The sequence below is a fragment of the Pirellulales bacterium genome (assembly GCA_019694455.1).
Taxonomy (GTDB): domain Bacteria; phylum Planctomycetota; class Planctomycetia; order Pirellulales; family JAEUIK01; genus JAIBBY01.
The window spans coordinates 20,034-34,364 of record JAIBBY010000027.1 but is presented as its reverse complement, the minus strand read 5'-3'; the positions used below and the strand labels follow the sequence as shown (position 1 = coordinate 34,364).

The 14,331-nt window shown below is 61.2% G+C and carries 12 protein-coding genes; 9 read left to right on the top strand and 3 right to left on the bottom strand.

The window, feature by feature from the left end; all coding sequences use genetic code 11:
* Positions 1-14: 14 nt before the first annotated feature.
* Together K1X71_12460 and K1X71_12455 are read right to left on the bottom strand one after the other, a co-directional pair.
* On the bottom strand, positions 15-1,655 hold the full coding sequence (locus K1X71_12460; GenBank protein MBX7073952.1) for a hypothetical protein: 1,641 nt from the start codon (positions 1,653-1,655) through the stop codon (positions 15-17).
* Between the two features lie 39 nt (positions 1,656-1,694).
* Positions 1,695-2,510, bottom strand: a complete 816-nt coding sequence (locus K1X71_12455; protein ID MBX7073951.1) for a PspA/IM30 family protein — start codon at positions 2,508-2,510, stop codon at positions 1,695-1,697.
* Between the two features lie 485 nt (positions 2,511-2,995).
* Between K1X71_12455 and K1X71_12450 the strand changes: the two genes are divergently transcribed.
* Positions 2,996-5,014 (top strand): S9 family peptidase, encoded by a 2,019-nt coding sequence (locus K1X71_12450; protein MBX7073950.1) that lies wholly within the window; start codon positions 2,996-2,998, stop codon positions 5,012-5,014.
* Positions 5,015-5,044: 30 nt separating this feature from the next.
* On the opposite strand, the gene K1X71_12445 is transcribed toward K1X71_12450, so the two are convergent.
* A complete protein-coding gene (locus tag K1X71_12445) occupies positions 5,045-6,559 on the bottom strand; it encodes a S1 RNA-binding domain-containing protein (protein MBX7073949.1) in 1,515 nt (504 codons plus the stop codon).
* Between the two features lie 315 nt (positions 6,560-6,874).
* On the opposite strand from K1X71_12445, the gene K1X71_12440 reads away from it, so the two are divergent.
* The 8 genes from K1X71_12440 to K1X71_12405 all read left to right on the top strand — a co-directional run bounded on the left by K1X71_12440 (position 6,875) and on the right by K1X71_12405 (position 14,140).
* Positions 6,875-7,432, top strand: a complete 558-nt coding sequence (locus tag K1X71_12440) for a hypothetical protein (protein MBX7073948.1) — start codon at positions 6,875-6,877, stop codon at positions 7,430-7,432.
* 100 nt (positions 7,433-7,532) lie between these two features.
* On the top strand, positions 7,533-8,030 hold the full coding sequence (locus tag K1X71_12435) for a MarR family transcriptional regulator (GenBank protein MBX7073947.1): 498 nt from the start codon (positions 7,533-7,535) through the stop codon (positions 8,028-8,030).
* Positions 8,031-8,598: 568 nt separating this feature from the next.
* Positions 8,599-9,264: a TetR/AcrR family transcriptional regulator gene (locus K1X71_12430; GenBank protein MBX7073946.1), complete on the top strand. Its 666-nt coding sequence runs from the start codon at positions 8,599-8,601 to the stop codon at positions 9,262-9,264.
* 58 nt (positions 9,265-9,322) lie between these two features.
* The gene (locus tag K1X71_12425; protein MBX7073945.1) at positions 9,323-11,068 is read left to right on the top strand and encodes a redoxin domain-containing protein; all 1,746 of its coding nucleotides are present in this window, start codon (positions 9,323-9,325) and stop codon (positions 11,066-11,068) included.
* A 202-nt stretch (positions 11,069-11,270) separates the two neighbouring features.
* Complete coding sequence (locus K1X71_12420; protein MBX7073944.1) at positions 11,271-11,525, top strand: addiction module protein; 255 nt, start codon at positions 11,271-11,273, stop codon at positions 11,523-11,525.
* Entirely contained in the window at positions 11,522-11,830 is a 309-nt protein-coding gene (locus K1X71_12415; GenBank protein MBX7073943.1) for a type II toxin-antitoxin system RelE/ParE family toxin, read from the top strand. Before K1X71_12420 ends, K1X71_12415 begins: the two co-directional genes overlap by 4 nt.
* A gap of 404 nt (positions 11,831-12,234) precedes the next feature.
* Positions 12,235-13,107 (top strand): GIY-YIG nuclease family protein, encoded by an 873-nt coding sequence (locus tag K1X71_12410; GenBank protein MBX7073942.1) that lies wholly within the window; start codon positions 12,235-12,237, stop codon positions 13,105-13,107.
* 298 nt (positions 13,108-13,405) lie between these two features.
* On the top strand, positions 13,406-14,140 hold the full coding sequence (locus tag K1X71_12405) for an MOSC domain-containing protein (GenBank protein ID MBX7073941.1): 735 nt from the start codon (positions 13,406-13,408) through the stop codon (positions 14,138-14,140).
* Positions 14,141-14,331: the final 191 nt, after the last annotated feature.

Sequence of the window (14,331 nt, the reverse complement as noted above, 5' to 3'; positions counted from 1 at the left end):
GGTTGTGCGGTGCGTCAGCGGACATCGGCCGCGTCGGCCGGCGCATTGGCGGTGGCGGGCGCGGGAGCGCCGTCTTTGGGTTTGAGGTATGACGAGAGCAGGCGGGCAATTTCGCTGTCGTCGGAGACGAAGATTTCGCTAATCGACGGCGCCAGCCGCGCCAAAATGTGGTATTGAGCGAATTGCTCGACGCTGTCGAAGCCGCCGACCGCCTCCTTGAGTCCGGCGACCTCGGCCTGGTTTTTCACGGTGATGACCGCGGCCTCGGCCTCGCCCTTGGCGCGAATGGCTTCGGCCTGCTTGGTTGCGGCATCGAGTTTGAGCTGCGCGTTGGCCAGTTCTTGCTGCATGCGCGATTGCTCTACTTCCTTTTGTTGATCGCTACGTGTTTTGGCCTGGACCAGGCGCGTCTCGGCCTCGACTTTCTCCTTGGCTTGTTGTTTGAGCGCTTCTTTGGCCTTTAATTCCTGTTCGGCCTTGTACTGCCGGACTTTGACTTCGTTGCGTTCGAGTTCGACGCGGGCCAGTTCGCGCTGGGCGATCTGTTCGGACAGTTCCTCCGGCGGCCGCATGTCGGCCAGGGTCACGGCGCGGACTTCAACGCCCAGTTCGTCGCAGCGCGGTTTGACCTTTTCCAAGAGGGCGCGCTGCATTGCCTCACGGGCGTTCGACTTTTTGACGGCGCCAGCGGCCAGGGGTTGCTCCGTGCCAAACAAGATGAAGTCCCGAGCGTCAAAATTGCTGCCTTCGATACGGGCATAGCCGCGGATGTGCGGGAGAATGACCTTTTGCAGAATTTCGTTAGTGGCTTGTTGCTCTGGTGTTTCGTCGGCTTGATGAATGACGCCGCCATCGGTGATGCGAACGAGCAGTTCCGAGGCCATCTCGGGTCGAACGGCATACTCAACCACCATCTGTGGTCGGATGATGAAACCATCGCGTGAGGGAAACTCGATGTCTCCCAAGGCGACGCGATGGCTGCGCACTTCGACCGGCGTGATCTGCTCGATGTAGGGGTTGAGATAGTAGGTGCCGGGGGGAACGATGGTTTTCTGAATGCCGCGGTAGCCATCGGGCACAACGTATTGGCCTTGGCGATCTTCCTTGGCCAGGGCGGCGGGATCCTTGCCAACCTTGAGGGTGCGAACGCCGACTTCCTGGACCTGAATCTCGATGGCGTCGACTTCTTCGTATTTGTACGCGTAGGGATTGATGCGGTAGCTGCCCGGCAGCAGGACGCGGGCGATGATGCCGCGTTCGCCAGCGTGCGGCTTTTCGATGTTTTCACGAGCGAGGATATCTCCCTGGCGAATGCGCTCGTCGGGGATCTGCTTGCCGAACTGGCGCGTGAGCACCAGGCACTTGCCGGCGGGGACGTGGATCATCTTGTGGCGCTGGTACGACCAAAAGATGGGGTTGATGAAGTGGCGCCCCTCGGAGAGCACACCGAGCATGACCCCTTTGTAGGTGGTGTCTGGCGCGATGATTTCGTTCTCGGGGAGGTTTTTGCCCCAGCGGCTGACGCGCACGAGAAACTCGCCGGGGGGCACCTCGACTCGTTCGATCTCCCATTTCCAAAGCTGGTAAATGAGAATGGCGCCCACGACGACGCAGGCCGCGATGATGGCTCCGCGGGCAGGTTTGGTGAATGGCACTTGAGCGCTCCTACAGATTTGGCGCGGCACGGCGCGCCGTTATTTTGCTTGTTGAGAATGATCGTTCGCTTGCTGGTTGGAATCGCGCAGCGGTTCGCCATTGGCGCTGGCGGTGGCAGAGTCGGTTTGGCAAAGGCGTTTTAGCTCATCGAGTTGATGTTCGAGCGTGGCGGCATCGACGTCTGGCGCGTGGTTGGCGGCGAGGTCGGCTGTGTCGGCCGCGACCCGCTCTTTGGCCTGGGCGATCAAGGCTTTTTCTTGAACCAGCCCCTCGGCTTTTTGCCAATTGGCCACCGCGTTGAAGGGATCGAAGCTACTGGCGATCTCGTATTGTTGCTCCAGGCTCTTAGCCTGGGCCAATTGGCTCATCAGGATTGTGCGGCCGACTTCGAATTGGCGAAGTTGCAACTCGGCCAGGTAGAGCCGCCGCCGAGAATCTTCGATGAACGCCTGCTGCCGATCGAGTTGCGTTTGGTAGTTGGCGGACGCATCGCGTTCCAAGTTGAGCTTGTACAGCGCCGCCTTGGCGCCCAACTCGTCGCGGGAACGGACCTCGCACTGGGCCTCGGTTTCCAATTCGCGGATGTTCGTTTGGCTGGTGGCCAGACTGCGGGCAATCTCGCTCTCGGCCGTGACGGCCTGTTCGAGCGCGCGGCGCACCTTGGCGACATGCTCTTGATGCTGTCGCACGACGTCGGCCAAGAGGACTTCTGGCTCAAGTCGGCGGGCGAAAAGAAAGTCGCGACCGCGGCGCAGCAGACTTACGAAGCGGCGCGGGCCGATCACCACCGCCACCAGCAGCACCGGCAGACCAACCCAGAAGGCTAGCCGCAGCAGCACACTCAAAAGCGACATGCGATCTACTCCAGGTCCAGGGAACCAGGGGACCGAGGACTAGAAGCACGTCCTGAGAAGCCGCGTTGGTCAAAACGGGATGAAGAACCCAAGAACTGGCGACAAGCGTAGGTTGAAGAGAGCCCCGAGAAACTCGTTCTCATCGGACACACTAGCCCTTTCGCCATTGATTATCCGCTTGCCAAGCGCGGGTGCAACTGAAAAATTGAGCCATCCGCTGGCGCCTGCTCGGCGGATTTGCCGCAAGTGCGGGCAACTCCGACCCAGCGGCGCGTGCGGCAACCACGTCGCAACTTGCAATACGGCAATCCATTCACGCTGACGCCGCGTATGCAAGTGTAGGACGGAATTTTCGTGCCAGGCCGACTTGCGTCGGCGCCCCAGCTTTGTGAAAAACGCGTACAATCGCCATCGCCCTACCCGACCACCGAGGATTCGCGATGTTGAAATTGATTCAACCGGTCTCATTCTTTCTAGGATTGTGCATGGTCACGACGACAGCCACCGCCAAGGAGCCGCTGACACTGGACGCGATGTTTCGCTTGGCGCGCGTGAGCGACGCGCAGATCAGCCCAGACAGCAAATGGGTGGCGTTTGTCGTCACCACGGCGAACCTGGAGAAGAATTCGACGCAATCGCGGCTCTGGCTGGCGCCCACAGGGGAAGGCGAACCGAGGCAATTGACCAGCACCGAAAAGCACGACCGACATCCGCGCTGGAGTCCTGACAGTACACAGATCGTGTTTGAATCGGACCGTGGCGGCGACACGCAGCTTTGGCTGATCGACGTGGCCGGCGGCGAGGCGCGGCAACTCACCCATCTTTCGACCGAGGCCAGCGCCGGGGTATGGTCGCCCGACGGCAAGCAGATCGCGTTTGTGTCTGCGGTGTATCCCGAGTTCTCGGCTTTGCCATTTGCCGAAAGCGATGCGGCCAACAAGAAGCGAAAGGAAGAGATCGAGAAGAACCCGGTCAAGGCGCGGGTGTTCGACAAGCTGTTTTATCGCCATTGGGATTCGTGGGTGGAAGGAAAGCGGCAGCACCTGTTCGTCCTGGCGGCGGCCGGGGGCGAACCGCGCGATCTGACCCCTGGCGACATTGACGGCGTGCCGACATCGAGCACTTTCTCGGCAGGAGATGACTTCACTTTCAGTCCCGACGGCAAGCATCTCTTGTACACATCGCCGCCGCGAACCGACGAGGCCTGGAGCACCAATCACGATATCTGGCGCGTGCCGGTGACTGGCGGAGAAGCGGAGAACCTGACCGCTGGCAACATGGCCGCCGACACGTATCCGCGATTTTCGCCGGATGGAAAGCAACTCGCCTTTCGACGGCAGGCGAAGCCGGGCTACGAGGCCGACCAGTGGGAGTTGGTCGTGGCCGACGCCAATGGCAAGAATCCGCGCAGCTTGACCGACGCGCTCGATCGCTCGGTCGACGCGTTTGTGTGGGCGCCGGACGGCAAGTCGCTGTACTTTGTCGCCGAGGACCACGCGCAGGCCCCGATTTTTCGGGTAACAGTCGATGGCGGCAAGCCGGCGCAGTTCGCCGCGACGGGAGGAACCTTCTCGTCGCTAACGATTAGCGATCGCGGCCAGCTTGCGGCGCTACAGGCGTCGATGTCGGCGCCGGCCGAAGCGGTGGCGCTGGACGCCAGCGGCAAGGCGCGCAACGTCAGCCGCCGCAATCAAGAGTTGCTGGCGGGATTGAATCTGCCGCAACCCGAGAGCGTGACGGTGAAGACGCCCGATGGCAAACCGATGCAGATGTGGCTCTTAAAGCCGCCGGGATTCGACGCCAAGCAAAAATGGCCGCTGGTGTACCTAGTGCATGGCGGGCCGCAAGGCGCGTGGGACAACAACTGGAGCTGGCGCTGGAACCCGCAGCTCTGGGCGGCGCAGGGTTACATGATCGCGCTGCCAAACCCGCGCGGCAGCACAGGATTTGGCCAGGAGTTCGTCGATCAGATCAGCGGCGATTGGGGTGGACGCTGTTACGACGATTTGATGGCGGGGGTCGCCTATTTGGAGCAGCAGCCATACATCGACACCGCGCGACTGGCGGCGGCGGGCGCCTCGTTCGGCGGCTACATGATGAACTGGTTCGCGGGGCACACCGACAAGTTCAAGACGCTGATCACGCACTGCGGCGTGTACAACTTCGACAGCATGTACTCGACGACCGACGAACTATGGTTCGACGAGTGGGAACATGGCGGGCCGCCGTGGGAGACGCGCGAGTCGTATGAGAAGCACTCTCCGCATCGGTTCGCCAAGAATTTTAAGACGCCGATGCTGATCATTCACAACGATCTCGATTTCCGTGTGCCGATGAGCGAAGGCTATCAGCTCTTCACAACGCTCCAGCGGCTGGGCGTGCCATCGAAGCTGGTGAACTTTCCGGACGAAGGTCACTGGGTGACCAAGCCGGCGAATAGCCGCTATTGGCATGAGGAGGTTTTTGGCTGGCTCAAACAGCACGTGGCGCCCGGCGGCAAATAGGCAATCATGCGCCACGCGCCAGCGGGGCCGTCACCACTTGAGGCCAAATCGTTCGCCGCCAGAACCGGAGTCACGGCCTCCCTTCAGCGGCAGGTTGCGCTTCGGCAGTTTGAGCGGTTCTGCCGGCTCCTCAATCTCCGGCTCGGGCTTCTTTTCGGCTTGAGGCCGAGCCTTGAGCGCTTTGATCGACAAGCTGATGCGGCGATTGGAGGCATCCACCGAGAGCACTTGCGCCTCGATTTCTTGGCCCACGCTCACGACATCGGTGACGCGGAAGACGCGCTTGTGATCGAGTTCGGAGATGTGCACCAGCCCATCGACGCCGGGTTCGAGTTCGATGAAGGCGCCAAACTCCATGATCTTCGACACCGTGCCGGTGATATTCGACTTGGAGGGGTATTTGCTGCTGATGTTGTCCCAAGGGCTTTCGGACAGTTCTTTCATGCCGAGACTGATCTTGCCGGTCTCGGGATCGATCTTGCGGATCTTCACCTTCACCGCCTGCCCGACTTGCAACACCTCGCTGGGATCCTTGACGCGCTGCCAGCTCACCTCGCTGACATGCACCAGCCCATCGACTCCGCCGAGATCGACGAAGGCGCCAAAGGGTTGAATGTTGCGCACGGTCCCTTCGCGCACCTGTCCGGGGGCCAGCGTCGCCAGCAACTCTTGGCGGGACGCTTCGCGTTCGCGCTCCAGGAAGTCGCGCCGGCTCAGGACGAGATTGCGCTTGTCTGGATTGGCCTCGGAGACGATGCAGTTCAACTTTTCGCCGATGAGCGTTTCGAGATTCTCCACGCGGTAGAGGCTAGCCTGACTGGCGGGGATGAAACCGCGAATCTTGTTGACCTCGCATTCCAGTCCCCCTTTGTTGGCGGCGGTGACGCGGGCTTCGACCACCATGCCTTCGGCGACCTGCGACCAATCGGCGATATCAATCGCGCCGCCCGGGAGCGTCAACTCGTAAAGTCCTTCTTCGCCGTCGTAGCGCGCGACCATGACTTCCAATTCGGCGCCGACCTGCGGCTCTTCCGGAAATTGGCGAAGCGGCAGCACGCCTTGAATGGGCTGTCCGAGTTCCACAAAGACATTGTCTCGATGCAGTTTGACAATGCGGCCGCGGAGGCGCGTCTCGGGTGCTAGCTCAGGGGGCGGGGACGCCTTTTCGCTGGAGATCAGGTCGTCCATCGAACTGCCGCCCATCGCCAGTTCGAGTTCGATTTGCAGATCGGGGGACAGATCGCGGCGGATGCTGGGCACCGGCACCTTTTCGGCGCGGCGCAGGTCGCTGGAGACTTTCTCGGCCAAGCGGCTGGTAGGCTCTGGCGCGGGGACCGGCGAGCTGGGCTCTTCGACCGCCGGACCGGGCTGCGCTTCGCCTTCGACCAATGGCGGCGCCGGCGGGGCCGCCGCGGGATGCACGTCGCGCTGCGAGCCAATCTTGATGCGCGGCGCCTTTGAGTCGGCGCCGGCGGGCTCTTGCGTGGCGGGGGCGCTAGATTGGATTTCGCTCGTGGGCAATGTCTCTTGGGCGGCGTCGGTCATGACAGTCACTCGAAACGAGAGTTTCTCAGGTCCGTTGGGTGAAGAGGCGCATACGCTGGGGGGCTTCGGAAGATGCGTGATTTGGCGCCGCCACGAGCCCGCGCGGTGCGGTAATGAGGAACAGTCACAGTGGTGACCAGCTCAAGCGGCAAGGCAAGTAGAGAGATTTGCTAATAGACCCCCGTGGCGCCTCTGAGTTTAGCCTATGTCGCAAGCCGAATTCCAGTCCCGCGCGGAAGCCGTTCGTCGCCAGCGGCGCCGCAATCTGTTAAACACATTCGCAAGGGGAGCGTCGCCCTAGGAAGATGGTGTGTCATGGCCAAACCGATCCACTACGGTCCAGAGATCGACGCGCTGGTCGAGCCGGGTCGATTCGCCGAGTTAGGTGAGGGCCAACCCAATCAGGCGGCGCTGGCGCGGCTGGAAGGCTTGAAGATCGACAACACGCTGGCGGGGCAGAGCATCACCAATCGCAATGCGGCGAGATGCTGCGCGGCGGCGCTATGGCTGTACCACGACTATTTGGACCGGTCGCACACGATCAGCCAATCGATTGACTCCGCCGAGGGGAGCTATTGGCACGCCATCATGCACCGCCGAGAGGGCGATTTTGGCAACTCAAAGTATTGGTTGCGGCGCGTGGGGGATCATTCGGTGTATGCGGAGTTGGCTGATTTGGTCCCCGACATGTTAGGGAAGACGCCCCTGCTGGAGCAATTGCTACCGTCCGGCCGCTGGGATCCCTACGTTTGGGTGGATACGGTCGAAGGCGCAGTGCGGAGCCGTCGGCCTGAACGAGCGGCGTGCGTGGCGATTCAGCAAGCCGAGTGGCGGCTGCTGTTTGACCACTGCTATCGCCAAGCAACGCGGTAAATGACAGTTCCGCAAGTAATTGCGGCGCTTGCTTGAGCCTGCCGGCCCCGTGCGATTAGAATCGTAGGGCGGAACAGACTTTAGGCAAATGGGAGGGGGAATGCTCCAATTCGATTTTGAGAGCAGCATCGCGTATTGGGTCTTTTCGACCGCGCATCAGCTCGCCTGCACCATCAACGAAGAACTTTCGGAATTGGGCATCACGCATCGCCAATGGGAGGTGCTGGCGTGGATTTCGTTTGCCGGCGAGATGTCGCAAACCGAGCTGGCGTCGAAAATGGGGATCGAGGCGCCGACATTGGTCGGCGTGCTTGACCGCATGGAGCGCGACGGCTGGATTGTCCGCGTACCGAGCGAAGTGGATCGCCGCAAGAAGATGATTCGGCCGACCGAGAAAGTCGAGCCGGTTTGGGCCCAGATGCTGGCGCGCGGCGCCGGGATTCGAGCGCGCGTCACCCGCGGCCTGAACGAGGATCAACTGGCCAGCTTGCGCGAGATATTGGGCACGATGCGCAATAATCTGAGCGACGGCACTCCGCGCATTAAGGATTACGGCGATGACGAGTCGGCCGTAGAGCTCGAAGCAGAGACGGCGTAAGCCCGTCCCATAGCGCCAGTCGCTGATCGCATTTCTTTGAGCTCCAGTCTTTGAGTTCTGGGCGAACCTGGGCGATTTCTAATTGAGCACTGCGCTTTGGCCTGCGCAAGTTCGCGGCGGATCATACGCTCTTGAATGAATGTGTCGCGATAGCAGGCCCAACTGCGCGCCACACATTAGCCCGCAGCGAGTAGTCGTAGGCGTGGGCGTTGCGAGACGGCGCCGATGCGGGGCGCCGCGAGGTGGCTTGCAGGGCGGCGAAATGAATTGCGCTGAAAACGCGCAATCAGGGGGGGTAAACTCCGAAAACCGCGATTCCGAAAACCAGTCGCGACATTCAATGCCGGCTACAAACCATTTACCGAATTCATGTTGCGCGGCCGGAGTCTGACTGACGAAGGGTCAGGGTTTTCGGAGTTTTCGGAATCGACGTTTCGAATACGAATTGGCACAACCTCTAATCCAATCCACCAGGACCAAGCGGTCTTGAAAATCTGCGTGGGCGGCGGATTTTTAGATTGAAAATGTAACGCGATTACAATTATCATCTCAGCCGGAGGGAATTTGCATGGCGACACAGGCGCCAGTCGAACGCGCATCGAAGTGGGTGAACCCGGCGGTTCAGCTTCGTAGCCAGGAAACGCTCGCGCGAATCCTGGACGCGACGGAGCGACTGCTGACGGAGCGCTCGTTTCAGGCCATCTCGGTGGCTGAGATCGCCAAGGCGGCGGGCGCTTCGCCGCCATCGCTGTACGCCCGATTCGAGAACAAGCAGGCGCTACTGGGCGCCTTGTTTGAGCGTCATGCCGCCGCGCAGCGCTTGTGGATCAAGCAGATTCTGGCCGCGGAGGTGTGGCGCGATGTCCCCTTGGCGGCCATGCTGCGACAAACACTGCCGGCGATTGTCGAGGTGTATCGCGCGAAGCAGGGTTTGATTCGCGCGTTTCTCGAACAGGCCGCGAGCGACGCGCGATTTCGGGCTGAATGGCAGGAGCTCGGAAAGTTCCTGCAAGATCGGGCCATCGAGATCGTACTGGACCACCGTAGCGAGTTGTCGCACGACAATCCGCGGCGGAGAGTGGAGTTGGGGCTGGAGGTGGTGATCGCCACGTTCGCGCTGCGCATCGTGCTGCACACGATCGACGACCAGGACATGAACGAACTGGCGGAACTGCTGACACAAATCATGCTGCGACATCTGGGGGTGGCAGACTTGCCGAAAGCGGGCGCCTAGTGGCATTGGATCCCGTCACCTGTTTTTCTCCGTAAGGCGAACTTCGATGGCAACGAACATGACGCGAAATTGTCTGACGCTCGCACTCTTGGCGCTCTTGGCCGCCGGGTCTGCGCAAGCCGAGGAGGCTGGCGGCGCCTTGGGATCGCAAGTGGCGCCATTCAAACTACCCGCCGTGGGGGGCGCCACCTGGTCGTTGAACGACGTGGCCGACGCAAAACTGGTGGTGGTGGCGTTCATTGGCACGGAGTGCCCGCTGGTGCGGCACTACGCTCCACGCCTGGAGGCGCTGGCGCAGGCTTATGCGTCGCGCGGCGCGCGCTTCGTGGCGATCGACTCCAACGCGCAAGACAGCGCGGACGACATTGCCGAACTGACGCGCGAGTTTGAACTGACCTTTCCGGTGCTGCGCGACGAGGGGGCGCGAGTGGCCGACGCGCTGGGCGCCACGCGGACGCCGGAGGTGCTGTTGCTCGACGCCGAGCGGCGCGTGCGATATCGCGGACGTATCGACGATCAGGGACGCGTGGGCTTTGTGCGGCTCGATGTGGACCGACACGATCTGAAAGAGGCGATGGAAGAACTGTTGGCCGGCAAGGAAGTGAGCCAGCCAGAGCTGGCGCCGATCGGCTGCCTGATCGGGCGGCGGCGCGAGCCGGCGAAGGCGCCGACCGTGACCTACGCCAAGGAAGTGTCGCGCATCTTTCAGCGCCGCTGCATCGAATGTCACCGGACCGGCGAGTTGGGGCCGTTCTCCATGGAGTCGTACGACGAAGTGGCGGGCTGGGCCGACATGATTCGCGAGGTGGTGGAACAAGAACGGATGCCGCCTTGGTTCGCCAATCCGGAGCATGGCCAGTTTTCGAACGTGGCGCGGTTGACCAAGGAGGAGAAGGAACAAATCTTTGCCTGGGTCGACGCCGGGGCGCCGCTGGGAGACCCGAGCGACCTGCCCGAGCCACGGCAGTTTGTGGAAGGCTGGAACATTGGCGAGCCCGACCAGGTGGTGGCGATGGCCGACAAGCCATATCAGGTGCCGGCGGAGGGGACGATCAACTATCAGCATTTTGTGGTCGACCCCGGTTGGAAAGAGGATAAGTGGCTGGTGAAGGCGGAGGTTCGGCCGGGCAATCGCACCGTGGTGCATCATGTGTTTGTGTTGTGTTATCCGCCGGGGGAGCGGAACAGTTTTATGATCGCCTTCGACGGGGGGTTGATCGGCGCGTACGCGCCGGGGATTCGCCCTTTCGAGACGCCGCCGGGCGCCGCGCGGCGGATTCCGGCGGGCTCGAAAGTGGTGTTTCAGATGCATTACACCACCAACGGCCGGGCGCAAGAGGACCTGACCAAGGTCGGCTTCACCTTCTGCGATGGCAGCGAAGTGAAGCAGGAGTATCTGGCGAAGGGGGCCAGCTATTGGCTATTCGCGATTCCGCCCGGCGCGCCGAACCATGAAGTGCGGGCGACGCACAAATTCGAAGAGGACGAAATCCTGGTGAATCTATTGCCGCACATGCACCTGCGCGGCAAATCGTTTCGGTATGTCGCCCGCTACCCGGACGGCCGACGCGAGGTGTTGTTGGACGTGCCGCGTTACGACTTCAACTGGCAGATTCAATACGAACTGGCGGAGCCGAAGCTGATGCCGAAGGGGACGGTGCTGGAGTGCACGGCGCACTACGACAACTCGGCCGCCAACCCGGCCAACCCCAACCCCAAGGCGCTAGTGACGCCGGGGGAACAGACGTGGCACGAGATGATGATCGGCTGGTACTCGACTTTGACGCCGGCTGCGGGGAAGTAGCGGGGGGCAGTTGATGTGGCCGATCCGCGAGCAGATCAACGGCTGGGTGCTGCGCGGCGCGTTCTGCGGCCAGCGGCGGTTCGTGGGCAAGGGGCCGTGGCGATTGAGGAGAAAAAGAATGGCTTGAAGCGGGCCGAAAATCGTCTCGACGCTGTGAGCGAAGCATGCGAGAATTAAAGGGCAGCGAACGGGAGAATCGGCGATGGCAACCCGCGAAGAAATCACCCGACAGGCCTTGGCATTATCGCCTGAAGACCGGGCTTACGTCGTGTTCGAACTAGAGCGAAGTTTTGCCGAGGAGCCGGACCGACCAGCGTCGGCGGCGGGCCATGCCGCATTCTTAGCGGAAATCAAGCGCCGATCGGCGGCGTACCGCTCCGGTGAAACGAAGTCGCGGCCAGCGGCGGATGTGATCGCCGACTTGCGCAAAGTCGCGTCGAGAGAGCAGCCGGCGTGATTCTCACCGTCCTCGCCGAGGCCGAGGCGGAGTTACGCTCGGCGTTTGCCTATCTCAACAATCAGTCGCCGGGCCTTGGCGGCCGATTCCTCGACGAAGTCGCCGACGCCTTTCAAGCGATCCGCGAGCGTCCCTTGAGCTTTGCCAAGCTGGAAACTCTGCCGGCGGACGAACCGTATCGGCGGGCGGTGTTGCCGACGTTTCGTCACGCGGTCGTCTTTGAAGTCCTCGACGCCGAGATTGTCGTCGTCGCCGTTTCGCACACGAGTCGTGAACCCAACTACTGGCTCAAGCGGCTGGGATAAATGAACGAGGGAAATGACCCCGCAATCGCGCCGCCAACCCGGCCAACCCCGACCCCAAGGCGCTGGTGACGCCGGGGGAACAGACGTGGCACGAGATGATGATCGGCTGGTACTCGACTTCGCCGCCGCTTGCGGGGAAGTAGGGGGGGGTGACGAGGGTGTCATCTCGCAATCGTGGCGCGTGAACGTGCGTCAAGATTCTCAAATAGAACCGCGCGTTCGACCAACGTAGGATGGCGGGCCATCGTGATGGCGCCCATCGACCGGCCGGATTGAACAAGGCCGAACAGCCGAACACGGGGCACCATCGTAACTAATCTGGATTCGCGCGCTCAGCGCGAGCGAACAATTACAATAAGCTCGCGCCTTCAAATGCGTTCGAAAAAAACTCCTGGTCATAACCGATGTTGGAAACTCAGCAACGCCCGTTCTTTATTCGAGTCCTCATTCCCACCGGTGACCCAGACGGCCTGCGCATCGTCGAGAAATCGAACTGGCCCGGTGTCGGCGTCGTCTTCAAACGCACGAACTACAAGGAAGCCGTCGCGCGCTCGGAATTTGAAAAAACCGGAGTTTATGTCCTAGTTGGCACATCCGACGACAGCATTCTACCAACGATCTACGTCGGTGAAGGCGATCCCGTGAAAAACCGGCTGAACCAGCACTACGGAAAGAAAGACTTTTGGGATTGGGTTGTGTTTTTTGTGGCAAAGGACGACAGTCTCAATAAAGCCCACGTTCAGTATCTCGAATCTGAATTGCTGCGGCTAGCGACCGAAGCCAAGCAATGCAAACTCGACAACGGACAAGGCGCCATGGCGCCGACCTTGTCTGAGGCGGAATTAGCACTGGCAGACAGCTTCCTCAGGGATATCCTGAGCATCTTCCCGCTGCTCGGGCTGGGAGTCTTTGAGAAGACTGTCGCGACCACAAAAACGCCAAACGAACTTTTGAGCATCGACTCGAAAGGCATCAAAGCGAGTGGTTACGAAGATGCCAAAGGCTTTGTGGTTGTAAGGGGTTCGCAACTGGTGAAGGTCGAATCGAAGTCGATTCATCAGTATATGTCCACTTTGCGGAGAGACTTGTTATCGCAAGGAGTAATTGTGGATCAAGGCCAGCACTATGCCTTTGCCCAAGATCAGGTTTTCACCTCACCATCGACAGCTGCTGGGGTAATTTTGGGACGATCAGCAAATGGCCGAATGGTGTGGAGAAACAGTGACGGAAAGCCCCTAAAGGACATACAGGCTTTGGTGAGCGCTGAATCGGTCTAGCCAGAGTTCAGAACTTCGCGAATTTGCTGGCGACGACAAATCCGCAGCGCCACGTGCGAGTTGCGACGGCAAGACTCAATTGCAACGATTTTTCCCAGCAACTTGGCGACAAGTGGCGGCACGTCCGTCAGCCTATACTTGTGAGGCGCCATCGGGTAGACACGCGAACACACGGCGGGCAATTTGCACTACCTTGCAGCGTGTGCGCCGCATGCGGTTCAATGGCTTGAAGACGCGGCTTAGCTAGTGACGCTCGGGGTGCGGCGCTGAGCGTGAGCGCGAGGCGGCGAGGGAGCACATGGTGACGCAACCGATCGTGACGCAGCCGGTCATTCGATCGATACAGGTTGGCTTGCCGCGAAAGCTTGGCATGGCCGGCGCGGCGGACCCCATGGACCGGCCTTGGACCAGCGGAATCGACAAGCGTCCGGTCGACGGTCCGGTATGGCTGGGGGTCACTAATCTTGAAGGGGACGGGCAGGCCGACCTCGCGCATCACGGTGGGCCGGACAAGGCGGTGTTGGCTTACTCGGCCGATCACTATGACCAGTGGCGGCGCCAACTGGAGATGCCCGACCTGCCGCCGGGCGCCTTCGGCGAGAATTTTACCGTTGAGGGACTGACGGAAGCGAACGTGTGCATCGGCGACATCTGGCGCGTTGGCGCCGATGCGCTGGTGCAGGTTTCGCAACCGCGGCAGCCTTGTTGGAAGCTCGCCCGACGGTGGCGCAACAAGACTCTTGCCTGGCAAGCGCAGGAATCGGGGCGCACGGGCTGGTACTTTCGGGTGTTGCAAGAAGGGCTGGTTGCCGCGGGAGCGCGGCTGCAACGGCTGGAGTGCGCCTATCCCGCGTGGACCGTGGAACGCGCGAACCGGGTGATGCACATCGACAAGGATGATTTGAGCCTGGCAGCGGAACTCGCGGCGGTTGGAGCGTTGTCGGCCAATTGGCGGGCCACGCTGACGAAACGGGTGGAGCAGCGGATCCATCCCGATCCGGCTAAACGGCTGATCGGCCCGAATGCTCCCTGATGGGGGCGGTGGCTGTTGAGGGCGACCGTCGTTGTGCCGGAAGCTCTTTCAAAACCGCGCGTCGTTGTGTCGCTTGTCGTGAGAAGCAGCGGACGCCGCTGAGCCATTGGCAGTTCGCTCCTCTACTCCGGCGGGGCGAGCGGTTACGATGCGTCGAGTCAGGCTTGGCCGCCAATTTGTAAATGGGTTCA